The sequence below is a fragment of the uncultured Amaricoccus sp. genome, from assembly GCF_937891315.1.
Taxonomy (GTDB): domain Bacteria; phylum Pseudomonadota; class Alphaproteobacteria; order Rhodobacterales; family Rhodobacteraceae; genus Amaricoccus.
In genome coordinates this window covers 1-20,972 of the sequence record NZ_CALAGI010000084.1, presented here as the reverse complement: position 1 = coordinate 20,972, position 20,972 = coordinate 1, and the positions used below count along the sequence as shown (strand labels likewise).

24 protein-coding genes and 1 pseudogene are annotated in these 20,972 nt (G+C 69.6%); 10 read left to right on the top strand and 15 right to left on the bottom strand.

Going from position 1 to position 20,972, the window contains the following annotated elements; genetic code table 11:
• From Q0480_RS07530 to Q0480_RS07510, 5 genes are all read right to left on the bottom strand, one after another.
• Window positions 1–392: aldehyde dehydrogenase family protein (locus Q0480_RS07530; RefSeq protein ID WP_299131795.1), on the bottom strand; the 392-nt coding region annotated here is incomplete at its 3' end.
• A 381-nt stretch (window positions 393–773) separates the two neighbouring features.
• Window positions 774–1,265, bottom strand: coding sequence for a ribonuclease HI (gene rnhA / locus Q0480_RS07525; protein ID WP_299131794.1), 492 nt, complete (start codon window positions 1,263–1,265; stop codon window positions 774–776).
• Entirely contained in the window at window positions 1,258–1,716 is a 459-nt protein-coding gene (locus tag Q0480_RS07520; RefSeq protein WP_299131793.1) for a DUF3429 domain-containing protein, read from the bottom strand. The genes rnhA and Q0480_RS07520 overlap by 8 nt, the downstream gene beginning before the upstream one ends.
• The gene (ispH, locus tag Q0480_RS07515; RefSeq protein WP_299131792.1) at window positions 1,713–2,684 is read right to left on the bottom strand and encodes a 4-hydroxy-3-methylbut-2-enyl diphosphate reductase; all 972 of its coding nucleotides are present in this window, start codon (window positions 2,682–2,684) and stop codon (window positions 1,713–1,715) included. Before ispH ends, Q0480_RS07520 begins: the two co-directional genes overlap by 4 nt.
• A 125-nt stretch (window positions 2,685–2,809) precedes the next feature.
• The gene (locus tag Q0480_RS07510; RefSeq protein WP_299131791.1) at window positions 2,810–3,382 is read right to left on the bottom strand and encodes an NYN domain-containing protein; all 573 of its coding nucleotides are present in this window, start codon (window positions 3,380–3,382) and stop codon (window positions 2,810–2,812) included.
• A 140-nt stretch (window positions 3,383–3,522) separates the two neighbouring features.
• Here Q0480_RS07510 and folK point away from each other — a divergent pair, with 140 nt between their 5' ends.
• The 5 genes from folK to Q0480_RS07485 all read left to right on the top strand — a co-directional run bounded on the left by folK (window position 3,523) and on the right by Q0480_RS07485 (window position 7,732).
• On the top strand, window positions 3,523–4,080 hold the full coding sequence (gene folK / locus Q0480_RS07505) for a 2-amino-4-hydroxy-6-hydroxymethyldihydropteridine diphosphokinase (protein WP_299131790.1): 558 nt from the start codon (window positions 3,523–3,525) through the stop codon (window positions 4,078–4,080).
• A 91-nt stretch (window positions 4,081–4,171) separates the two neighbouring features.
• Window positions 4,172–5,023: a 3-mercaptopyruvate sulfurtransferase gene (gene sseA / locus Q0480_RS07500; protein WP_299131789.1), complete on the top strand. Its 852-nt coding sequence runs from the start codon at window positions 4,172–4,174 to the stop codon at window positions 5,021–5,023.
• Window positions 5,024–5,032: 9 nt separating this feature from the next.
• Window positions 5,033–5,590: an N-acetyltransferase gene (locus Q0480_RS07495; protein WP_299131788.1), complete on the top strand. Its 558-nt coding sequence runs from the start codon at window positions 5,033–5,035 to the stop codon at window positions 5,588–5,590.
• A 40-nt stretch (window positions 5,591–5,630) separates the two neighbouring features.
• A complete protein-coding gene (locus tag Q0480_RS07490) occupies window positions 5,631–6,815 on the top strand; it encodes an amino acid aminotransferase (protein ID WP_299131787.1) in 1,185 nt (394 codons plus the stop codon).
• On the top strand, window positions 6,815–7,732 hold the full coding sequence (locus tag Q0480_RS07485; protein WP_299131786.1) for an NAD(P)-binding domain-containing protein: 918 nt from the start codon (window positions 6,815–6,817) through the stop codon (window positions 7,730–7,732). The genes Q0480_RS07490 and Q0480_RS07485 overlap by 1 nt, the downstream gene beginning before the upstream one ends.
• Window positions 7,733–7,762: 30 nt before the next feature.
• On the opposite strand, the gene Q0480_RS07480 is transcribed toward Q0480_RS07485, so the two are convergent.
• The 3 genes from Q0480_RS07480 to dapB all read right to left on the bottom strand — a co-directional run bounded on the left by Q0480_RS07480 (window position 7,763) and on the right by dapB (window position 10,369).
• The gene (locus Q0480_RS07480) at window positions 7,763–9,013 is read right to left on the bottom strand and encodes a multidrug effflux MFS transporter (RefSeq protein WP_299131785.1); all 1,251 of its coding nucleotides are present in this window, start codon (window positions 9,011–9,013) and stop codon (window positions 7,763–7,765) included.
• A 154-nt stretch (window positions 9,014–9,167) separates the two neighbouring features.
• Window positions 9,168–9,377, bottom strand: a complete 210-nt coding sequence (locus Q0480_RS07475) for a cold-shock protein (protein ID WP_299131784.1) — start codon at window positions 9,375–9,377, stop codon at window positions 9,168–9,170.
• Between the two features lie 161 nt (window positions 9,378–9,538).
• Window positions 9,539–10,369, bottom strand: coding sequence for a 4-hydroxy-tetrahydrodipicolinate reductase (dapB, locus tag Q0480_RS07470; protein ID WP_299131783.1), 831 nt, complete (start codon window positions 10,367–10,369; stop codon window positions 9,539–9,541).
• Window positions 10,370–10,448: 79 nt separating this feature from the next.
• Between dapB and rbfA the strand changes: the two genes are divergently transcribed.
• From rbfA to pnp, 4 genes are all read left to right on the top strand, one after another.
• Window positions 10,449–10,847 carry a 30S ribosome-binding factor RbfA gene (gene rbfA / locus Q0480_RS07465; RefSeq protein ID WP_299131782.1) on the top strand — a complete coding sequence of 133 codons (399 nt, stop codon included), beginning with the start codon at window positions 10,449–10,451 and terminating at the stop codon, window positions 10,845–10,847.
• A 21-nt stretch (window positions 10,848–10,868) separates the two neighbouring features.
• Window positions 10,869–11,777 (top strand): tRNA pseudouridine(55) synthase TruB, encoded by a 909-nt coding sequence (truB, locus tag Q0480_RS07460; RefSeq protein WP_299131781.1) that lies wholly within the window; start codon window positions 10,869–10,871, stop codon window positions 11,775–11,777.
• Window positions 11,778–11,959: 182 nt separating this feature from the next.
• Entirely contained in the window at window positions 11,960–12,229 is a 270-nt protein-coding gene (gene rpsO / locus Q0480_RS07455) for a 30S ribosomal protein S15 (RefSeq protein ID WP_299131780.1), read from the top strand.
• A 187-nt stretch (window positions 12,230–12,416) separates the two neighbouring features.
• Entirely contained in the window at window positions 12,417–14,540 is a 2,124-nt protein-coding gene (pnp, locus tag Q0480_RS07450; protein ID WP_299131779.1) for a polyribonucleotide nucleotidyltransferase, read from the top strand.
• A gap of 42 nt (window positions 14,541–14,582) precedes the next feature.
• Here pnp and Q0480_RS07445 read toward each other — a convergent pair whose 3' ends face one another.
• The 5 genes from Q0480_RS07445 to Q0480_RS07425 are packed head-to-tail and all read right to left on the bottom strand — an operon-like array spanning window position 14,583 to window position 18,777.
• Complete coding sequence (locus Q0480_RS07445) at window positions 14,583–15,545, bottom strand: glycosyltransferase family 2 protein (RefSeq protein WP_299131778.1); 963 nt, start codon at window positions 15,543–15,545, stop codon at window positions 14,583–14,585.
• Window positions 15,542–16,231 (bottom strand): putative nucleotide-diphospho-sugar transferase, encoded by a 690-nt coding sequence (locus Q0480_RS07440; RefSeq protein WP_299131777.1) that lies wholly within the window; start codon window positions 16,229–16,231, stop codon window positions 15,542–15,544. The genes Q0480_RS07445 and Q0480_RS07440 overlap by 4 nt, the downstream gene beginning before the upstream one ends.
• Window positions 16,224–17,045 carry a glycosyltransferase family 25 protein gene (locus tag Q0480_RS07435; protein ID WP_299131776.1) on the bottom strand — a complete coding sequence of 274 codons (822 nt, stop codon included), beginning with the start codon at window positions 17,043–17,045 and terminating at the stop codon, window positions 16,224–16,226. The genes Q0480_RS07440 and Q0480_RS07435 overlap by 8 nt, the downstream gene beginning before the upstream one ends.
• A complete protein-coding gene (locus Q0480_RS07430; RefSeq protein ID WP_299131775.1) occupies window positions 17,042–17,872 on the bottom strand; it encodes a glycosyltransferase in 831 nt (276 codons plus the stop codon). Before Q0480_RS07430 ends, Q0480_RS07435 begins: the two co-directional genes overlap by 4 nt.
• Before the next feature lie 5 nt (window positions 17,873–17,877).
• On the bottom strand, window positions 17,878–18,777 hold the full coding sequence (locus Q0480_RS07425) for a glycosyltransferase family 92 protein (protein ID WP_299131774.1): 900 nt from the start codon (window positions 18,775–18,777) through the stop codon (window positions 17,878–17,880).
• 113 nt (window positions 18,778–18,890) lie between these two features.
• Here Q0480_RS07425 and Q0480_RS07420 point away from each other — a divergent pair, with 113 nt between their 5' ends.
• The gene (locus tag Q0480_RS07420) at window positions 18,891–19,793 is read left to right on the top strand and encodes an ROK family protein (protein WP_299131773.1); all 903 of its coding nucleotides are present in this window, start codon (window positions 18,891–18,893) and stop codon (window positions 19,791–19,793) included.
• A 5-nt stretch (window positions 19,794–19,798) separates the two neighbouring features.
• Here the strand turns inward: Q0480_RS07420 and Q0480_RS07415 are convergent, their stop codons facing one another.
• Both Q0480_RS07415 and Q0480_RS07410 read right to left on the bottom strand, forming a co-directional pair.
• Window positions 19,799–20,428 (bottom strand): RluA family pseudouridine synthase, encoded by a 630-nt coding sequence (locus tag Q0480_RS07415; RefSeq protein WP_299131772.1) that lies wholly within the window; start codon window positions 20,426–20,428, stop codon window positions 19,799–19,801.
• A gap of 41 nt (window positions 20,429–20,469) precedes the next feature.
• Window positions 20,470–20,972 (bottom strand): annotated as a pseudogene (locus Q0480_RS07410) (glucose-6-phosphate isomerase); the annotation flags it as partial.

Below are 20,972 nucleotides of genomic sequence, written 5' to 3'. Positions count from 1 at the left end.
CCGACGGCGAAGTCGCAGATGTCGATCATCTCCTGCACCTCGCCGAGGCCCTCGGAGGTGATCTTGCCGGCCTCGATCGAGACGAGCCGCCCGAGCGCCGGCTTGTTCGCGCGCAGTTCCTCGCCGAGGAGGCGGATCAGTTCGCCCCGCTTCGGCGCGGGAACGGTCCGCCACGCGAGGAACGCCTCGTGCGCGACATCGACGCGGCGCGATGCTTCCGCCGCGCCGGTTTCCCGGACATGGCCGAGCGTCTCGCCGGTGATCGGCGAACGCGCCGGGATTTCGCCCGTCGCATAGGCTTCGGGCGCGACGCCGAGATCCGTCAGCAGCCGCTCGGTCTCGGCCTTGAGCGCGGGAATGGCGATGATCTTGGCGTCTTCGGCGAGGGACATGTGAAATCCTTTCGGGTCGTTCAGGCGCACGCGGGGCGCGGAATTCGTCCGGGAGGCCGCGGTCGGACCCTGCCTGGCCCGGAAGGTTTCCGAAATGCCGGGGTCTCGGCGCGGTCCGCGGAACATGGTGCCTCCTCGGCGCGGCGATGGGGAGGAGCGCGATGCGCGGGACGGACAAGATCAGCGGCTCGCGGGTCGGCCATGTCGCCATCGAAGAGAGATGGGCCGCGAGATACCCCTCGATCGCCCCGGCCCGGCGCGGGCCTTGAGTGGAGGTCACCCCGTTCCATGCCTTCAGCGCCGCGATCCGGAAGATCATTCATAGGGGCGACCGTCCGCGTAAAAGTTGTAGAGACTCAGCCGATGCAACCTTGGACCTGCCTATGGGTCGAGATTTTCGGTGCCTGTCGGCAATTTCACGACGGCCTTGAAGGGCGCCATGCCGGCGCGGGCGAGTTCGTCGGCGCGCTCGTTCTCGGGGTGGCCGGCGTGGCCCTTGACCCAGTCCCAGCGCAGGCCGTGGCGTCCGGCGGCGGTGTCGAGGCGGCGCCAGAGGTCCTCGTTCTTCACCGGCTTCTTGTCGGAGGTCCGCCAGCCGTTGCGCTTCCAGCCGTGGATCCATTTGGTCACGCCGTCGCGCAGATAGTTGCTGTCGGTGACCACCGTCAGGTCGGTCGGGCGCGCAAGCGCCTCCAGCGCGGCGATCGCGGCCATCAGCTCCATGCGGTTGTTGGTGGTCAGTGCCTCGCCGCCCGAGAGCAGCCGCTCCTTCACCACCCGCTCGCCCTCGCGCGCGATCAGCACGGCGCCCCATCCACCGGGGCCCGGATTGCCCGAACAGGCGCCGTCGGTATAGACGAAGATCTCAGCCATGCAGCGCGCCGATCAGCAGGCAGGTGATGACGCCGGAGGTCAGCGGCAGGCGCAGGCCGAGCCAGTAGGCCGGCGCGACACCCAGCCTCTGGAAGCCCGTGTCGATCGCCTGCAGCAGCGCATAGCCGAAGGCGAGCCAGAGGCAGGTGCGCGCCGGATTGGCGTCGATCGCCAGCGCGGCCCAGAGCGGAGGCAGCACCGTCGCGGCGAGGAGTGCCACGGTCGGCACCCGCGGCGGCGACGAGGCGAAGCCCCAGAGACATCCGCCCATGAAGGCGAGGATCGTCGCGCCGAACCGCGCCAGCAGGCGCAGGCCGCCGTCCGGGTCCGAAGAGACGAAGCCGAGCGTTGGCAAGGTGCCGGGCGCGGCGTAGAGCAGCGCCACGCCATAGAGGAACGGTGCCAGCCCGAGATAGCCGAGGATCAGCGCCGGAACCGGGATCCGGTTCAAGCGACCTCCTCGCGCAGGACGCGGGGCACCTTGAACTCCACATCCTCCCGCGCCGTCTCGACCATCCGTTCCGTCACCGCGTAACGCGCCCGGAAGGCGTCGATCACCTCGTCCACCAGCACTTGCGGCGCCGAGGCGCCGGCGGTGATCCCAACCGCGGCGATCCCCTTCAGCGCGCGCCAGTCGATGTCGGTGGCCCGTTGCACCAGCTGCGCATAGCCGCAGCCGGCGCGGCGCCCGACCTCGACCAGCCGCTGCGAGTTCGAGGAATTGGGCGCGCCGATCACCAGAAGCGCGTCGATCAGCGGCGCCATCGCCTTGACCGCCTCCTGCCGGTTGGTGGTGGCGTAGCAGATATCCTCCCTGCGCGGCCCGACGATGTTCGGAAAGCGCGCGCGCAGCGCCGCGACGATCTCGGCGGTGTCATCGACGCTGAGCGTGGTCTGGGTGATGAAGGCGAGCCGGTCCGCGTCTTCCGGTGCTAGCGTCGCCACGTCGGCGACGGTCTCGACCAGCACCACCTCGCCGGCGGGCAGCTGGCCCATGGTGCCGATCACCTCCGGGTGGCCACGATGGCCGATCATGACCATGCGCAAGCCGTTTTCATGGTGCCGCTCGGCCTCGATATGCACCTTGCTGACCAGCGGGCAGGTGGCATCGACATAGAGCATCCGCCGGGCCGCGGCCTCGGACGGCACCGATTTCGGCACGCCATGGGCGGAAAACACCACGGGCCGGTCCGGCGGACAGTCGGCCAATTCCTCGACGAAGACCGCGCCCTTGTCGCGCAGGCCATCGACCACGAACTTGTTATGCACGATCTCGTGCCGGACATAGACCGGCGCGCCCCATTTCTGCAGCGCCATCTCGACGATCTTGATGGCGCGATCGACGCCAGCGCAGAAGCCGCGCGGCGCGGCGAGATAGAGCGTCAGCGCTTCGGCATCGGGGGCGGGCGCGTCGGGCATGGATACTCGCAAGGCAACCAGAGGATCGCGACACTATACCCGCGCCCCCGCCGGATGACAGGGGCAAAGCTGAAAAGGTAAATTCCGAAGGAGGACGCCGGTGCCCGGCGCCCTGTTCGTCGCCCTCAGTCTTCCTCGTCGGCCATCGCGGCCTGGGCCGCGACCTCGCCACGCGGCGGGCGACCGATCACCTCGCGCAGCTCATCGAGCTCGATGAAATTGTCGCATTGCCGGCGCAACTCGTCGGCGATCATCGGCGGGCTGGAGCGGATGGTCGAGACCACCGACACCCGCACGCCCTGGCGCTGCAGCGATTCCACCAGAGGCCGGAAATCGCCGTCGCCCGAGAAGAGCACGATATGGTCGACATGCGGCGCCATCTCCATGGCATCGACGGCGAGGTCGATATCCATGTTGCCCTTGACCTTGCGCCGGCCCATCGAATCGGTGAATTCCTTGGCCGGCTTCGTGACCATGGCGAAGCCGTTGTAGTTCAGCCAGTCGACCAGTGGCCGGATCGGCGAATATTCCTCGTTCTCGAGCAGGGCGGTATAGTAGAAGGCCCGCAGCAACTTGCCGCGCCTCATGAACTCAGTTCGCAGCAGCTTGTAGTCGATGTCGAAGCCAAGCGCGCGGGCGGCGGCGTACAGGTTGGCGCCGTCGATGAAAAGCGCGAGCCGCTCGTCACGGTAAAACATTGCCCGATTGTCTCCTCTAGGAACAGCCTTGAAAAATGGGATCGGGAAAGGGCGTTCCATCGGTCCGCGCCTGCTTATATTCCCGCCATTCCGGCAGCGAAAGCCCTATCGAAACCGGCATGGAAAGGAAGGTTTCCGACATGACGTGGTTGATCGCCCTCGGTGCGAACCTGCCCTCGGCGCTCGGGTCGCCGCGCGGGACGCTCGAGGCGGCGCTCGTCGCGCTCGGCGCGCGAGGCGTCGCCGTGACGGCGCGGAGCCGCTGGTACCGCGCCCCGGCCTTCCCGCCGGGCGCCGGACCCGACTTCGTGAACGGCGCCGCCGCCGTCGAGAGCGGCCTCTCCGCCGCCGATCTCCTCGCGACGCTGCATGATGTCGAGAAGGACCTCGGCCGCTTCAGGCATCGGCGGTGGGAGCCCCGGGTCTGCGACCTCGATCTGATCGGCGGCGGCGATCTCGTGCTGCCGGACCGCGAGACCGCCGCGCGCTGGATGGCGCTGCCCGAGGCCGAACGGGGCGCGTCGCCGCCGCCGGAACTCGTGCTGCCACATCCCAGGCTCGCCGAGCGCGCCTTCGTGCTCGTCCCGCTGGCCGAGGTCGCGCCGGACTGGCGGCACCCGCTGCTCGGCCTGACGGTGCGCGAGATCGCCGCGCGCCTGCCCGAAGCCGAGGTGGCGGCGCTCACCCCGCTCGATTGAGGCGCCGCGCGACCATGGCCTCCGACCCTTGCCCCGCGCCGCGTTCGCCGCTATTCGAGGATGCCGTCCGCGCCGCATCGGGAGCCTCAGCATGACCACCAGCGATCCCCAGCTCCTGGTCTCCACCGAATGGCTCGCGGCGCATCTCGGCGCTCCGGACGTGCGCGTGCTCGACGCGAGCTGGTATCTGCCCAGCGCCGGGCGCGACGCCGAGGCGGAATTTCGCGTCGCGCATATTCCCGGCGCGCGCTTCTTCGATATCGAGGACATTTCCGACGACCAGTCCGAACTGCCGCACATGGCGCCGCCGGTCGAGAAGTTCATCAGCCGCGTTCGCGCCATGGGCGTTGGCGACGGCCACCGCGTCGTGGTCTACGACGGCGCCGGCCTGTTCAGCGCCGCCCGCGTCTGGTGGCTGTTTCGCCTGTTCGGCAAGGAGGACGTCGCCGTGCTGGACGGCGGCCTGCCGAAATGGATCGCCGAGGGCCGCCCGGTCGACGACGCCGCGCCCTTTCCGCGCGACCGGCATTTCACCGCGCGCCGGAACGCCGGCCTCGTGCGCGACGTGACCCAGGTCGCGGCCAGCGCCAAGCTCGGCGACGCGCGGATCGTCGATGCCCGCTCGCCCGCCCGCTTTCGCGGCGACGAGCCGGAGCCGCGCCCCGGCCTGCGCTCGGGCCATATTCCGGGCGCGGTGAACGTGCATTACGCGACGCTCCTCACCCCCTCCGGCACGCTGAAGCCGGCGGAGGAGTTGCGCGCGATCTTCGAAGCCGCCGGCGTCGATGTGACGAAACCCGTCATCACCACCTGTGGCTCTGGCATCTCGGCGGCGATTCTCAGCCTCGCGCTCGAAGTCGTCGGTAGCCGCTCGCACGCGCTCTACGACGGGTCCTGGGCCGAATGGGGCGCCTATCCCGACCTCAAGGTCGAACGCGGATGAGGCTTTCCGATGCTGCGTAAGGCCGGCGAGCGTGTCGAGTACGTCGTCACCTATCTCGAGATGCAGGCCCGGCCGACCCATCCCCGGCCGCACATGCCAGCCGGTCCGGTCTCGATGCTGGTCGCCGCCGAACGGCCGCCGGTCTGGTATTTTCTCCAGCTCTACGACGCGGTCGGGCGCGATTACGAATGGACCGACCAGCGCGAGCGGCCGCTGGTGGAGCTGGCCACGCTGCTCGACCATCCGGACGTGACGCTCTGCACGCTGGTCCGCGCCGGCTGGCCGCACGGCTTCTTCCTGCTCGACGGTCGCGAGCGGGGCGCCTGCGACCTCACCTATTTCGGTCTGGTGCCCGAGGCGGTCGGGCGGGGGCTCGGCGCCTTCCTGCTGAATACCGCCGTGCACATGGCCTGGGACCGCGCCTCGACCACGCTCGTCACGGTGAACACCAATTCGCTGGACCATCCCCGTGCCCTGCCGCTTTATCAGAGGGCGGGATTCGAGCCGGTCCGGCGCGAGACGCTCAGCCGGGTCCTGACCCGCGACCGCGATGTGTTTGGCGCCTGACGCCACCCCTGGAACGATCGTTCTATCCGAAGGACATGCCATGCTCGAGGCGCTGACGGCTCCCGCCCCTGACAAGATCATCGAACTGATGGGGCTCTACGCGGCTGATCCGCGCGCCGACAAGCTCGATCTCGGCGTCGGCGTCTACAAGGACGCCGAGGGCCGCACGCCGATCATGCGCGCGGTCAAGGCCGCCGAACAGCGGCTCTGGCAGGAACAGGCCACGAAATCCTACGTGGGCCTGCTCGGCGATCTCGGTTTCGTCGAGGCGATGCGCGATCTCATCTTCGGCGCGGCCGTTCCGGCCGAGCGCGTCTCCGGCGCCCAGACCCCGGGCGGCACCGGCGCGGTGCGTCAGCTCCTGGAACTGGCGCGGCTCGCCAATCCCGAGGCGACTGTCTGGTATTCCGATCCCACCTGGCCGAACCACCCGGCGATCCTGAAGTATCTCGGCATTCCGTCCACGACCTACCGCTATTTCGACGCGGCGACCCGCGGCGTCGATTTCGACGGGATGATCGCGGATCTCGGCGCCGCGAAGGCGGGCGACGTGGTGCTGCTGCATGGCTGCTGCCACAATCCGACCGGGGCGAACCCGACCTTCGCCGAATGGCAGGCGCTGACCGATCTCTGTCTCGACCGCGGCCTCGTGCCGATGATCGACCTCGCCTATCAGGGTTTCGGCGACGGACTGGACGAGGACGTCGCCGGCGTTCGCCACATGGCGGCGCGCGTGCCGGAACTGCTGCTCGCCGCCAGCTGCTCCAAGAATTTCGGTCTCTATCGCGACCGGGTCGGCGCCGCTTTCACCGTCACCGCGGACGCCGGGGTTACCCCGCTCGCCAGGGGCAATCTCGCGACGCTGAACCGTCTCAACTATTCCTTCCCGCCGGACCATGGCGCCAAGACCGTCGGCATCATCCTGACCGATCCGGCGCTGCGCGCCGACTGGATCGCCGAGCTCGAAGCCATGCGCCAGGGCATGCTGACGCTGCGCTCCGGCCTCGCCGAGGCATTGCGCCGGGCGACGAATTCCGACCGGTTCGATTTCGTGGCGACGCACCGGGGCATGTTCTCGCGCCTCGGCGCCATGCCGGCGCAGGTCGCCGCGCTCCGGGCCGACCACGGTGTCTACATGGTCGGTGACAGCCGGATCAATATCGCCGGACTGCCGGCCGGGGGCCTCGACCGGCTGGCGGCCGCCATCGCCGCCGTCGGAGCCTGATGCCGGCCATTCCCTATATCACCGCGACCGAGGTCGAGCATCGCCTCGATTGGCGCGTCGTCGCCGACGCGCTGGCCGCCGGTCACCGGGGGCCGCGGGCGAAGATCACCGACCAGTTCCTGTCGCGAGGGCCTGACACGCTGCTGTCGCGCGCGGCCTGGATCGACGGCGTGGGCGTCGGGGTGAAGTCGGTGACGGTGATGGCCGGCAACGCCGGCCGCGGCCTGCCGTCGGTGCATGGCGCGCTCGTCGTCTTCGACGACGCGACGGGCGCGGTGCGCGCGGTGATCGACAGCGCGCTCGTCACCAAATGGAAGACGGCGGCCGATTCGATCCTCGGCGCCCGCCTGCTCGCGCGTCCCGACTCGCGGCGGCTGCTCATCCTTGGCGCCGGCGCGGTCGCCGCCTCGTTGATCGAGGCCTATCGCGCCGAGTTTCCCGGCATCGAGGTCACGCTCTGGAACCGCTCGCCGGAGCGCGCCCGGGCCCTCGCCGCCGAGTATGGCGCCGCGGTGGCGGAGGATCTGCCGGCGGCGGTGGCGGCGGCCGACATCGTCTCGTCCGCCACCATGTCGACGTGCCCGATCCTGCGCGGCGCCTGGCTGCGGCCGGGTCAGCATCTCGACCTGATCGGCGCCTACAAGGCCGACATGCGCGAGGCCGACGACGAGGCGCTGCTGCGCGCGCGCATTTTCGTCGACAGTTTCGACACCACGCTCGCGCATATCGGTGAACTGAAGGATCCGCTCGCCCGGGGCGTCATCGAGCGCGCCGACGTGCTCGGCGACCTCGCCGATCTCGTGACGGGTCGCGCCGGGCGCACCGGTCCGGAGGACATCACCCTCTTCAAGAACGGCGGCGGCGCGCATCTCGACCTGCTGACCGGGCAGGTCATCCTCGCCGCCGCCGCCGGCTGACCCGTCCGAACTGGCGCGTCGCGCCGTGCGTCAGGCCCGCCACCCGGTGACCCGGAGGCCCGAGACCCAAAGCGTCGTCACAAGCCCCAGGGCCGAGCAGATGAGCATCAGCCAGACCAGAGGCCAGGCGCCGCTTTCCGGCCCGAGCATCGCGCCGGCCAGCGCCGCGAGCACCGCGCCGCCGCCGATCATCAGCGCGCCGGCGAGGCCGGAGGCGCTGCCCGCGAGCCGGGGCTCGGCCGAGACGATGCCGGCGTTCGCGCTCGGCAGGAGAAGGCCGTTGCCCACGCCCACGAAACCGAGCGTCCCGAAGAACAGCGCCGGATCCGCGACGCCGAGCGCCAGTTGCCCCAGCAAGGCGACGAGGGCGAGCGTCGTGACGACGCCGCCCATCAGCATCATGCCATTCAACCCCACCCGGCTCGCGAACCGCCCCGACAGGAAATTGCCGACGAGATAGCCGAGCGCGATCAGTCCGAAATAGAAGCCCAGGGCCGAGGCGCTCATCCCCAGCACCTCGGTCGCCACCCACGGGCCGCCGCCGAGAAAGGCGAAGAAGGCGCCAGAGGCGAGCGTCGCGGTCAGCGCATAGCCCCAGAACGGTCGCGAGCGCAGCAACTCGGGATAGGAGCGGATTTGCGCCACGAGGCTCGCGGATGGCGCGAGGTTGGTCTCGCCGAGATCGGCCCAGGCGAGGGCGAAGACCGCGACACCGACGGCGAAGGTCGCGAGCATCACCGAGGCCCAGCCCAGCGTCTCGGCGAGATAGCCGCCGACGACCGGGCTCAGCATCGGCATCAGCGACATGCCCATGGTGACATAGCCGATCTGGCTCGCCGCCTCGTCCGCCGGTACCGTGTCCCGCACGATCACCCGGCTGAGCACGATCCCCGAGGCGACGGTGGCCTGCGCCATGCGAAAGGCGAGGAAAATCTCCATGCTCGGCGCCAGCGCGCAGCCGATGGTCGCGACGAGAAAGATGGCGAAGGTCCAGAGCAGCACCGGCCGCCGCCCGAACCGGTCCGACATCGGCCCGATCCCCAGCTGCAACAGCCCGGTCAGCCCGAGATAGGCCGAGACCGCGAGCGCCGCCACGGAATAGTCCGCGCCGAAATGCCGGGCAAGCTCGGGCAGCGCCGGCAGGATCATGTTCATGTTGAGCGCCGACAGGCCGGCGATCAGGACCAGCGTCACGACATGTGGCGGCGTCCGCCGGTCGAGCCAGACCGGCGCGGGAGAACCGGCCTCTTCCCGGGCGATGGGGTTCGTGTCCTTCGGCATCTCGCGCGCCTTTTCCTCCGCCGGCCGTGAAACGAAAAAACCCGGCCGTCCGCGAGGACCGCCAGGTTTCCGAGCCGGATGAGCCGGGGGATGCCCCCGGCTTCGTTTGGTTCGGGTCAGGACCGCGGGGCGCGCGGTCCGGACGGAAGCCGGTTCAGTCGACCAGCGTGATCGAACTGGCCGAGGTCCGGCCGTCGCGGCCGGACTCAAGCTCGTAGGTCACCTTCTGGCCGTCGGCGATCCCGCGCAGGCCGGCGCGCTCCAGCGCCGAGACGTGCAGGAACACGTCCTTGCCGCCCGACTCGGGCTGGATGAACCCGAAGCCCTTGGTCGCGTTGAACCATTTGACGGTGCCGTTTGCCATTCAGTCGTCTCCAGATCGTCCGCGCGCGACATGCGGCGGCTTCGGTACAGTCAAACCAGGATCGAAAGTCTGACCGGCGAGACGACGAGCAGCAAATCCGATAGATGCAACTCTACCGTTCGCGGGTGTACGGCAAGGTCGTGCGAAATTCAACCTGGAACCTACCCGCCGCGCAGGCCAAGCACATCGAGCATGTCGTATTCGCCCGGCTCGCGCCCCTGTCCCCACAGCGCCGCCCGCACCGCGCCCCGGGCGAAGAGCATCCGGTCGGTCGCGATATGGCCGAGGGTGAGCCGCTCGCCGGGGCCGGCCAGGATCACCTGATGCTCGCCCACCACGTCGCCGCCGCGCAGGCTGGCAAAGCCGATCGCGCCCACCCGCCGCGCGCCGGTGATACCGTCGCGCCCGCGCTCGGACATTTCGGTCAGCGCGTCGCCGCGCCCCTCCGCCGCCGCCGCGCCCAGCATCAGCGCGGTACCGGAGGGCGCGTCGACCTTGTGGCGATGGTGCATCTCGATGATCTCGATGTCGTATTCCGGCCCGAGCGTCGCCGCCACCCGTCGCGTCAACTCGGTCAGGAGATTGACGCCGACGCTCATGTTGCCCGCCCGCACCACGACCGCGTGCCAGCCCGCGGCGCGCAGCCGGGCGAGATGCGTCGCTTCAAGCCCGGTGGTCCCGACGACATGGGTCAGCCGTGCCTGCGCCGCCAGTTCGGAATGAATGACCGTCGCTTCGGGCGTGGTGAAATCGAGCGCCGCCTGCGACCGGGCGAATACCTCCAGTGGATCGTCTTCGACCGTCACGCCCAGCGCCGCGCCGCCCATCGCCTCGCCGAGGTCGCGTCCGACCCAGGGGTGGCCCGGCCGGACCGTCACGCCCGACAGCCTCGCGCCCGGCGCCTCGATCACCGCCCGCGCCAGCATTTGTCCCATGCGGCCGGCCACGCCGACGACGGCGATCCCGACACCGCCCCCCGCCCGGTCCCCCAAGTCGCCTCGCGCGTCGTCCCCCAATGCCGCCTCCCGCGCCGCCCTTGACTTCACCGGTCCGCGATAGGATGTGACGCGCATGGCAAAGACAAGACCCCTCTCCGGCGCCGGGCCGAACCAGCGCCAGCTGCGCGTGGCCGAGGTGATCCGCCGCGCCCTGTCGGACGTGCTGACCCGGGGCGACGTGCATGATCCCGAGCTGGGCTCGGTCTCGATCACCGTCGCCGAGGTCCGGATCTCGCCCGACCTGCGCCATGCCACCGCCTTCGTCCTGCCGCTCGGCGGCGTCAATACCGAGGGCGTGCTCAAGGCGCTGACCCGCAACCGGCACGAAATCCGCCGCCTTGTCACCAGCCAGATCGATCTGAAGTTCTCGCCCGACCTCACCTTCCAGGCCGATCGCCGCTTCGACCAGATGGATCGCACCCGCGACCTGCTGGACTCTCCGGCGGTCCGGCGCGACCTCGACCCCGACTGACGTTCCGGGGCGCGCGGGATCATGGCAAGACGGCGACGCGGCCGGCCGGTCCACGGCTGGCTCCTGATCGACAAGCCGGCGGGCATCGGCTCGACGGCGGTCGTCTCCAAGGCGCGCTGGGCGTTCGACGCGCAAAAGGCCGGACATTCCGGCACGCTCGACCCGGCGGCGACCGGCCTGCTCGCCGTGGCGCTCGGCGAGGCGACCAAGACCATTCCCTACGTCACCGACGCCGAGAAATCCTATCGTTTCACCCTGCGCTGGGGCGCGGCGACCAGCACCGACGATGCCGAGGGCAGGGTGCTGGCCACGAGCGAGCTACGCCCGGACGAAGCCGCGATCCGCGCGGCGCTGCCCGCCTTCACCGGCGACATCCTGCAGGTTCCCCCACAGGTCTCGGCCGTGAAAGTCGAGGGCGCGCGCGCCTACGATCTCGCCCGCGCCGGCGAGGAACTCGACCTCGTGGCGCGCCCGCTCCATGTCTCGCGGCTGGAGTTGATCGACCTGCCGGACCGGGACAGCGCCAGTTTCGAGATGGACTGCGGCAAGGGCGGCTATGTCCGCTCGATCGGCCGCGACCTCGGCCGGGTGCTCGGCTGCCTCGCCCATGTCGTGGCGCTCCGCCGGCTCTGGTCCGGACCGTTCGACGTGGCGGACGCCATCGGTCTCGATCTCCTCGACGCACGGGGGCCGGATCTCGCCGGGCATCTCCTTCCCGTCGCCGCCGGCCTTCGCGGCTTGCCCGAATTGCCGGCGACGGCGGAGGGCGCCGCGCGCCTCGCCAATGGCAATCCCGGCATGGTGATCGCCTCCCATGTCGACTATGGCGACGAGGCCTGGGCGAGCTACGCCGGCCAGCCGGTCGCGATCGGCACCTACAAGGCGGGCGAGCTTCACCCACTCCGCGTCTTCCGCCTCGACGCTGAGTGACCCGGCTGCCTGGCGGGCTGATCGTCGCGCGACCCTTTCCATTCGCTCAGAAACCGGCTATAGGCGGCGCGCCGGTGGGGATGCCCCGCTGGCCCGCCTCGCCCCCCGACCCCGCTGGACGACATCCCGGCCGCGGCCGACGCGAGACGCGGTATTCAAGCTCTTGCAAGAAGGATGACCCGATGTCGATCGCGCCCGACGTGAAAGAGAAGCTGATCAAGGAATATGCGCCCAAGGCCGGCGACACCGGTTCGCCCGAGGTCCAGGTCGCGATCCTGACCAGCCGCATCAATACGCTGACCGAGCATTTCAAGCAGCACACCAAGGACAACCATTCCCGGCGTGGCCTGCTCAAGATGGTCTCCCAGCGCCGCAAGCTGCTCGACTATGTCAAGAAGAAGGACGAGGCCCGCTATCAGACGCTGATCGGCCGCCTCGGCATCCGTCGCTGACACCGCCCACCCCCGAGCGCGCCTGACCGGCGCGCTCGTTTTCATCTGGCGCCACGGCGGGGCGCGGAACCGTTCCGAAAACCGTCCGACCGCACCGCGGCGCTCCCGACCCCGAGCGCCGCTTGATCCGTTCGCAACGGGGTCGCGGCGTCCGCCAAGGGGCGGCGCCGTCATGCAAGGAAAAGACATGTTCAACGTCGTCAAGAAATCCATCGAGTGGGGCCATGACACGCTCACGCTCGAGACGGGGAAGATTGCCCGGCAGGCCGATGCCACGGTGGTCGCCACCTATGGCGAGACCAGCGTCATGGCCGCCGTCGTGTTCGAGAAAAAGCCGAAGGTCGGCTTCGACTTCTTCCCGCTGACCGTCCACTACCAGGAAAAATACTACGCCGCCGGCAAGATCCCGGGCGGCTTCTTCAAGCGCGAGGCGCGCCCCTCCGAGAAGGAGACGCTGACCTCCCGCCTGATCGACCGGCCGATCCGCCCGCTGTTCGTCGAGGGCTTCAAGAACGAGACCCAGGTCATCGTCACCGTGCTCAGCTATGACATGGAGAACGACCCGGACATCCTCGGCATGATCGCCGCCTCGGCCGCGCTCACCCTTTCCGGCGCGCCGTTCCTCGGCCCGATCGGCGCCGCCCGCGTCGGCTTCGTCGATGGCAGCTACGTGCTGAACCCGGCGGTCGACGACATGGAGAAGCTGCGCGAGAATCCCGAGCAGCGGCTCGACCTCGTCGTCGCCGGCACCAAGGACGCGGTGATGATGGTCGAGTCCGAGGCCTATGAGCTCTCCGAGGCCGAGATGCTCGGCGCGGTGAAGTTCGGCCACGAGCAGATGCAGCCGGTGATCGACCTCATCATCGACATGGCCGAGGAGGCGGCGAAGGAGCCGTTCGCCTTCGCCGCGCCGGACTATGCCGACCTCTATGCCCGCGTGAAGGCCGCCGGCGAGGTCGCGATGCGCGAAGCGTTCCAGGTCCGCGACAAGCTCGCCCGTCAGGACGCGATCGCCGCGGCGAAGGAAACCATCAAGGCGGCTCTGTCCGAGGACGACCTCCAGGATCCGAACCTCGCCACCTGTGTCAAGAATCTCGAATCGGACGTCGTGCGCTGGGATATTCTCGACCACGGCCGCCGCATCGACGGCCGCGACCTGACCACGGTCCGGCCGATCGTGTCGGAAGTCGGCATCCTGCCGCGCACCCATGGCTCCGCGCTCTTCACCCGGGGCGAGACCCAGGCGCTGGTGGTCTCGACCCTCGGCACCGGTGACGACGAGCAGTTCATCGACGCGCTCCACGGCAACAGCCGCTCGAACTTCCTGCTGCATTACAACTTCCCGCCGTATTCGGTTGGCGAGGCCGGCCGCATGTCCGGCCCCGGCCGGCGCGAGATCGGCCATGGCAAGCTCGCCTGGCGCGCGCTGCAGGCGGTGCTGCCGGCGGCGACCGACTTCCCCTACACGGTGCGCGTCGTCTCGGAGATCACCGAGTCGAACGGCTCCTCCTCGATGGCGTCGGTCTGCGGCGGCTCGCTCAGCATGATGGACGCCGGCGTTCCGCTGAAGGCGCCCGTCGCGGGCGTGGCGATGGGCCTCATCCTCGAGGGCGAGAAGTTCGCCGTGCTGACCGACATCCTCGGCGACGAGGATCACCTCGGCGACATGGACTTCAAGGTCGCGGGCACGGCGAACGGCATCACCTCGCTGCAGATGGACATCAAGGTCGCGGGCATCACGCCCGAGATCATGGAGGTGGCACTCGCCCAGGCCAGGACCGGCCGGATGCACATCCTCGGCGAGATGGCGAACGCGCTGACCGCGGGTCGGTCGGAATTCTCCGCCCACGCTCCGCGCATCGAGACCATGCAGATCGCGGTCGACAAGATCCGTGAAGTCATCGGCTCGGGCGGCAAGGTGATCCGCTCGATCGTCGAGGAGTCGGGCGCGAAGGTCGATATCAACGACGACGGCACGATCAAGATCGCATCGGCCAACGCCGAAGCCATCGAGAAGGCCCGCGAGCTGATCTCGGCGATCGTCGATGAGCCCGAGGTCGGCAAGGTCTACACCGGCAAGGTGGTGAAGATCATGGATTTCGGCGCCTTCGTGAACTTCTTCGGCAAGCGCGACGGGCTGGTCCATGTCAGCCAGCTGTCGAACGAGCGGATCGGCCATCCGAAGGACATCCTGCAGGAAGGCCAGGCGGTGAAGGTCAAGCTGATGGGCTTCGACGACCGCGGCAAGGTCCGCCTGTCGATGAAGGTCGTCGACCAGACGACCGGCGCCGAGCTGAAGGAAGACGCCTGAACGGAGACGACGCGGCCCGGGAAATTCCCGGGCCGTTTGCTTTCAGGCGTTCCAGCGGCCGACGCCGGCGGCGTAGAGGTCGGCCGGGCTCGTCAGGCGGCGGGAGCCGCGGCCGAGAAAGTCCCGGCCTTCCGCCTCCATCCGCGCCAGAAGCTCGCCCATCAGCTGATATTGGCGGGAGCCCCCCTCGTAGCCCTTGGTATCGAGGGCGTAGGCGACCTTGCGGCCGAGATCGCCCGCGAACTTGAAATGCATGATGGCGAGGATGTCGCCGACCGTCGGCGGCGGGACGACACGGTGCGAGCCGTCGAACCGGTGGCCGGCGGTCCAGCGCACCAGCGGCGCCTTGGCGAGATTGTTCACCTTGAGAAATCCGCCAAGCCCGAGCCGTAGCGCGGCGGCGCGCAGGGCGCCCTTGCGTTCGGAAATCCGGTGCTCGGCGAGAAGCCGCGCGCGCGAGCCGCGATAGAGCGTCATCGGTTTCTTCCAGCCCGGCCGGGCATAGAGATGCGGGCGGGCGTCGAAGAACCAGTCGCCATCGACGCGGAACGGTCCGGCGGGTGTGATCCGCTCGGGATAGAGATCGACCATCACCCCCCAGACGCTGTCGCTGCCCGCCGCGGTCAGCCGGGCGATCACGTCGGCGACGCCGACGCCGGCCGGCAGGGCGAGGAACTCGTCGGCATCGGCGAAGATCGCCCATTGGTCGCGGCAGAAGCCGTCGAGCAGCGCCTGACGCCAGGCATAGATCGCGCGCGCGCCCTCCACCTTGTCGAAATAGCGGTAGGGACTGCCGACCAGCACGCAATCGGGCTGGTCGCCGAGAAACTCCGCCGTGCCGTCGGTCGAGGCGTCGTCGAGGAAGATGAACCGCGCGACCCCGAGCGCGCGATAGTGGCGCAGGAACTCGGGCAGGAAGAACATCTCGTCATGCACGACCGCGCAGAGGCCAAGCCCGCGCGCGCCGCCCGTCGGGTCGCGCCGGATTTCGAGAAGCGGGCTCACGTCTCCCACGCTTCGGGGCCGACCAGCCGCTCAAGCCGACGCTTGAGCGGGCCGCCCTGCTTCGAGGGATGAAAGCGGTTGGTATGCAGGATGACCGGGCGCGGCCGGGACGAGAGCCAGTGGTCGAGCCAGGTATAGCGCCGGGTATTGAACCGCGGCGGCAGCACGGCGACGCGGATGTCCGAGGCCCAGAGCGTGGCACGGAACGAGATCTGGTCGGCCTCGACCCCTCCGGCGTGATAGGCGGCGCGCCACGTCTCCAGAAACGCGATCGTCGCGGGATTGGCGCGATAGAGCAGGACACCGCCGTTATGCTCGGGAAAGGCCGCCGGGATCGGCCCGCCGGTCGCGAGCGTACGCCCCGTATCGCGCACGCGATGCGCGGCGCCGAGATCGAACCGCTCGAGCAGGCGGAAGAGGTCGTCGAGATTCCCCACCACGCGGGTGTCGCTGTCGAGATAGAGCGTCTGGTCGAAGGGCGTGCGCGGCAGGTAGTCGACCTTGGAGCGGACATGCGCGCCATCGATCGGCTCGGCCCGGTCGAAGACGGGGCCGGGGTCCGGCTGGTCGCTGAAGATGGCGATGCCGAGCCCCGGATTGGTCCGCCGGGCCGAGGCGGCCGACGCGGCGGCGGCCGCGACATGCGCCGCGCCGGCGGCGATATAGAGCAGGCCGCGGCTAGCCACCGGTCGCCTCCTTGCGGAACGGCACGGTGCTGAAGCGGATGCGGTTCTCCTCGGCCCTGCCGATCTGCAGCAGGGGCAGGATCACCGGGAAGATCTGCTTGCGATAGAGGTTGCGCAGCTCGTCGCGGAGCTTGCGGGGCGAGATGTCGAGCGGGGCGCGGGCGCGCCGGGCCTGGATGGTGCTGCCCCTGCCGGCTTCGCTGAGGAAGGTCTCGTCGGTGAATTTCTGCTGCGCGCAGAGCCCGGGATCGAGCTGGTAGACCGAGGCGCCGGTGGCGGGGTCAAACAGCGCGCGATCCACGGGTCGGCTGAACCGCCGGGGCTGCGCGAGCAGGCGGCCCGCGTGCGCGGCCGAGATCACATAGCCCGCGGAGTCGATGGTCGGCGAGTGGAGCCGGCGCAGCGCCCGGCCGTTGAGGGTCGGGCTGGCGCGGAGCGACAGTTTGGCGCGGCGCTTGTTGGCGGTCAGCTTGACGAGATCGGCCCCCGCCGGCAGCCAGCCGGTGGCGTCGAGAAAGTCGGCCGCGTCGTCGGCCAGCTGAATATCGTCCTCGAAGACCACGCCATGCGACGCGCCAGTGGCGACCAGCGCCTCCCAGGCTGTGAGATGACTGAGATAGCAGGCGAGCTCGTACTTGGTGATCCGAACGCCACGCCGGCCGGGCGGACAGAGCTCGGCATGCAGCGCGTCGGGTATGGCCTGCCCGTCAACCGCCGCGACGCGCGTCAGGTCGAGCGCCAGCCGCGCGCCCTGCGCTTCGCTGAAGGCCCAGCGGTCGGGCGAGCGGTCGAGATTGATCACCCAGGCCCTCACGCCGCCTCCGCCGGTTTCACGATGCCGCTCTTGACCCAGGTGGTTCCGTCGGCGCGGCGCTGACGGATGATCGCCTTGTGCCGGCGGATGCGCTCGGGGTCCGCGTAGCCGCGGGCGTGGTCGAGATGGACCAGCGGCGCGGTATAGCGCAGATGCCGTCCCCGGACGCCGTTGTTGCCCAGCCGGACGCCGAGATCCTTGTCCTCGCCGCCGTATTTGATCGTCTCGTCATAGCCGTTGACCGCGAGCAGATCGGCGCGAAAGGCCGAGGCATTGGCGCCGCAGAGCGCCTTTTGCACCGGGCTGAAGACTTCGAGCGCGTTCATCACCGGCTTCGGGAACGGCATGGTCTTCAGCCATGTGCCGAACCGGTCGATGGCGCGGCTGTCGCGTAGCCAGCCACGGTCGAAAACCCCGCCCGAGGCCACCAGTTCAGGCGTCACGCTGGCCGTCGCCGCGGCGTCCAGACGGATCAGGCTGCCGGTGCAGAACCGGTCGGGCCGTGCCAGCTCGACATGGCGCGCGACGAAATCCGGGTGGATCAGCACATCGCCGTCGATGAACACGAGCAGATCCGCCTCCGACGAGGCGATGGCCTTGTTGAGGATCGCGCCTTTCTCGAAGCCGCGATCCTCGTGCCAGACATGGCGCACCGGCGCCGGGTGGCGGGCGGCGAAGGCGGCGATCACCGCCGACGTCTCGGGGCCGGAGCCGTCGTCGGCGATGGCGATGCCTTCCGGCGCCAGCCGCTGCCGCGCGACCGAGGCGAGGCAGAGGCCGAGCGCCCGGGGGTTTTCGTAGGTCGACAGGATGAGCTCGGTTCGCATGGGGCTCAGTTCCAGCCGATCCGCGCGAGGTAGTCCAGCGCGGCGCGGTCCTCGACCTCCGCCGCCTCGATATTCTCGACCGTGCGCCGGACCTTGCGGGCATATTCCGGCGATTTCGCGACGAGGTTCGGCCCCCGGCCGATCTTTTCTGCCAGTTCCTGTCTGGAGCGCGCGTAATAGTGGTTCAGCTGAACATGGTCCGCGGAATAGAAGCCCGGCTTCTCGCGCTCCGCCGCGGACGCGGGCTCGCCCCGGTCGTCGCAGGTCCGGTCCGAGCCGTCGGTCTCCATCGAATGGACGCGCAGGGCGGTCAGATGGCAGGGATCGACGATGACCTTGAAGGCGCGGACGCCGCGAACATCGCTCATCGGATCGGCCGCGCGGCGAAGGTAGTTGCGCAGGACGCCGCCCTCCGGTGGCGTCTCGTGGCCGGAATGGCCGAACATGTGCCAGGGCAGAGAGATGTTGCGGTGCTCGCCGAGATGAGCCAGCGCCTCGGGCAGGCTGTCCGCCGATTTCGGGATCAGGAACTCGTCGACATCGATGAAGCTCATCCAGCGGAAGGCGCCGCCGAAATTGCTCGCGGCATGGGCGTAGGCCAGCACCTGGTTGTGGATCTCCCGCCCCATCCGCGCGTCGGAAAAGGTCTGGCGCCAGGGCAAGACGGTCAGGCGATCCCCGAGCGTCTCGCGCAGGATCGGCAGGGTCGCGTCGGTACAGCCGTTGTCATAGACGAAGAAGGCGCGCGCGCCGGCGCGGGCGTGGAAGGCGGCCCATTCGCCGATATGGCGCGCCTCGTTCCGGACGATGAGCACGATGGCGAGGCCATGCCGGTCCGGCTCGGGCGGCGGCGGGACGATGCCGATCTTGCTGATCTTGCCGAGGATCGGCAGCTTCCAGAACATGCGCGGCCCCTTGTCGCCGCGCGCGGGTCTAGCATCGGCGGCGCGGCTTGGCAAAGGCCCGTTGCGCGACCGCGGGCGTGATCCTAGTCTGCTGAAAACCCCGGGAGATGGCGATGCGGCTCGGCCTGGACTATGGCGGCACCAAAATCGAGGGCATCGTGCTCGGCCCCGATGGCGTGGAGCGGGCGCGGGCGCGGGTGCCGACGCCGCGGTTCGACTATGATGGCGGCATCGCCACCATACGCGGGCTGATGGAGCAGCTGGAGGTCGCGGCCGGCGGCCGGATCGAGACGGTCGGCATCGGGGTGCCGGGGTCGGTCGACCGGGCGACGGGCCATGTGTCGATGGGCAACTCGACCTGGTTGCACGGCCGCGATTTGCGCGGCGATCTGGCCGAGGCGCTGGGGCGGCCGGTCAAGATCGCCAACGATGCCAACTGTTTCGCGCTGAGCGAGGCGGTCGATGGTGGCGGCGCGGGAGCGCAGGTGGTGTTCGGGGTGATCCTCGGCACCGGCGTCGGCGGCGGGATCGTGGTGCATGGGCGGCTGGTCGAGGGGGTGAACGCGATCGGCGGCGAATGGGGGCATATTCCGCTGCCGACGCCGCGGGACGACGAGCGGCCGGGGCCGATCTGCTCCTGCGGGGTGGCGGGTCATACCGAGGCCTGGCTCTCGGGGCCGAGCCTCGCGGCCGATCATGCGCGGCGGATCGGCGTGCCGGCCGCCGACGGACCGAAGTCGGCGGAGATCGCGGCGCTGGCCGCCGCCGGCGACGCGGCGGCGGAGGAGACGCTGGCGCGGTTCGAGGACCGGTTGGGGCGGTCGCTGGCATTGATCGTCAATGTGCTCGACCCCGACGTGATCGTGCTCGGCGGCGGATTGTCGAACATCGCGCGCTTCTACGAGACGGTGCCGCCCCTGATCCGGGCGCATGTCTTCGGCGACAAGTACCTGACCCGCCTTGTGCCGAACAAGCATGGTGACAGTTCGGGGGTGCGCGGGGCGGCCTGGCTCTGAGGCGTTCAGAACGGCGCGGGGCAGTGGAACTCGACCCAGGCGCCGCCCTCGGGGTGGCGAAAGCCGATGCGCTCGGCATGGAGCTGCAACCGGTCGGCGGCGGTGAGGGCGGCGGGCGGCGCGTAGAAGCCGTCGCCGAGGATCGGGTGACCGATCGCCAGCAGATGCACGCGGAGCTGGTGGCTGCGGCCGGTATGGGGGCGGAGCCCGAGCCGCGTCGCGGCGGGTTCGCGGGCGAGGACGCGCCAATCGGTGACGGCGGGCTTGCCGCGGGCAAAATCCACCATCTGCTTCGGGCGGTTCGGCCAGTCCGCGATCAGCGGCAGGTCGATCGTGCCTTCTTCGCCCGCCACGCGCCCCTCGACGCGGGCGACATAGGCCTTGCGGACCTGTCGCCGCTCGAACTGCCAGCCGAGATGGCGCTGGGCGAGACGGGTCCGGGCAAAGATCATGACGCCCGAGGTGTCGCCGTCGAGTCGGTGGATCAGCAGCGCCTCGGGGAAGGCGGCGCGGACCCGGGCCTCGAGGCAGTCGGCCGATCCCGGCGGCTTCGCCGGGACCGAGAGCAGGCCGGACGGCTTGTCCAGAACAAGGAGGGCGGCGTCGGCATGGAGGAGCGCGATCCCGGGCGGCACGCCCGGGCGCGTGCTCCAGGCGGTCAGAGCCGCCCCGGCCGTCACTGCCTGAGGGCGGCCAGCGCGCCGAGGAGGCCGGCGGTCGAGCCGTCCTTGCCCGCGGTGTCGCCACCCTTCTCGACCAGTGGCAGCAGCGCGGTCGCCAGTTCCTTGCCGAGTTCCACCCCCCACTGATCGAAGCTGTTCAGGCCCCAGATCACCCCTTCGACGAAGACGCGATGCTCGTAGAGCGCGACGATCCGGCCAAGGGTGCCAGGATCGAGCCGCGCATAGACGAGGGTGGTCGAGGGCCGGTTGCCGGGAAAGACCTTGTGCGGCGCGAGCGCCGGATCCTTGACCGTGGCCAGCGCCGCCTCGAGATCGCGGCCCTTCATCAGCGCCTCGGATTGGGCGAGGCAATTGGCGAGCAACAGGTCATGATGCGCGCGCAACTCCGGCTCGTGGCCATTGGCGGCGACGAGGAACTCCGCCGGGATCACGTTGGTGCCCTGGTGGATCAGCTGGTAGAAGGCGTGCTGGCCGTTGGTGCCGGGCTCGCCCCAGA

Coding starts and splice junctions, on each gene's coding strand:
- rnhA (WP_299131794.1), bottom strand. CDS start 1,265: ATGGCTGAGATCTTCGTCTATACCGACGGCGCCTGTTCGGGCAATCCG.
- ispH (WP_299131792.1), bottom strand. CDS start 2,684: ATGCCCGACGCGCCCGCCCCCGATGCCGAAGCGCTGACGCTCTATCTC.
- Q0480_RS07510 (WP_299131791.1), bottom strand. CDS start 3,382: ATGTTTTACCGTGACGAGCGGCTCGCGCTTTTCATCGACGGCGCCAAC.
- folK (WP_299131790.1), top strand. CDS start 3,523: ATGACGTGGTTGATCGCCCTCGGTGCGAACCTGCCCTCGGCGCTCGGG.
- sseA (WP_299131789.1), top strand. CDS start 4,172: ATGACCACCAGCGATCCCCAGCTCCTGGTCTCCACCGAATGGCTCGCG.
- Q0480_RS07495 (WP_299131788.1), top strand. CDS start 5,033: ATGCTGCGTAAGGCCGGCGAGCGTGTCGAGTACGTCGTCACCTATCTC.
- Q0480_RS07490 (WP_299131787.1), top strand. CDS start 5,631: ATGCTCGAGGCGCTGACGGCTCCCGCCCCTGACAAGATCATCGAACTG.
- Q0480_RS07485 (WP_299131786.1), top strand. CDS start 6,815: ATGCCGGCCATTCCCTATATCACCGCGACCGAGGTCGAGCATCGCCTC.
- Q0480_RS07480 (WP_299131785.1), bottom strand. CDS start 9,013: ATGCCGAAGGACACGAACCCCATCGCCCGGGAAGAGGCCGGTTCTCCC.
- Q0480_RS07475 (WP_299131784.1), bottom strand. CDS start 9,377: ATGGCAAACGGCACCGTCAAATGGTTCAACGCGACCAAGGGCTTCGGG.
- rbfA (WP_299131782.1), top strand. CDS start 10,449: ATGGCAAAGACAAGACCCCTCTCCGGCGCCGGGCCGAACCAGCGCCAG.
- truB (WP_299131781.1), top strand. CDS start 10,869: ATGGCAAGACGGCGACGCGGCCGGCCGGTCCACGGCTGGCTCCTGATC.
- rpsO (WP_299131780.1), top strand. CDS start 11,960: ATGTCGATCGCGCCCGACGTGAAAGAGAAGCTGATCAAGGAATATGCG.
- pnp (WP_299131779.1), top strand. CDS start 12,417: ATGTTCAACGTCGTCAAGAAATCCATCGAGTGGGGCCATGACACGCTC.
- Q0480_RS07430 (WP_299131775.1), bottom strand. CDS start 17,872: ATGCGAACCGAGCTCATCCTGTCGACCTACGAAAACCCCCGGGCGCTC.
- Q0480_RS07425 (WP_299131774.1), bottom strand. CDS start 18,777: ATGTTCTGGAAGCTGCCGATCCTCGGCAAGATCAGCAAGATCGGCATC.
- Q0480_RS07420 (WP_299131773.1), top strand. CDS start 18,891: ATGCGGCTCGGCCTGGACTATGGCGGCACCAAAATCGAGGGCATCGTG.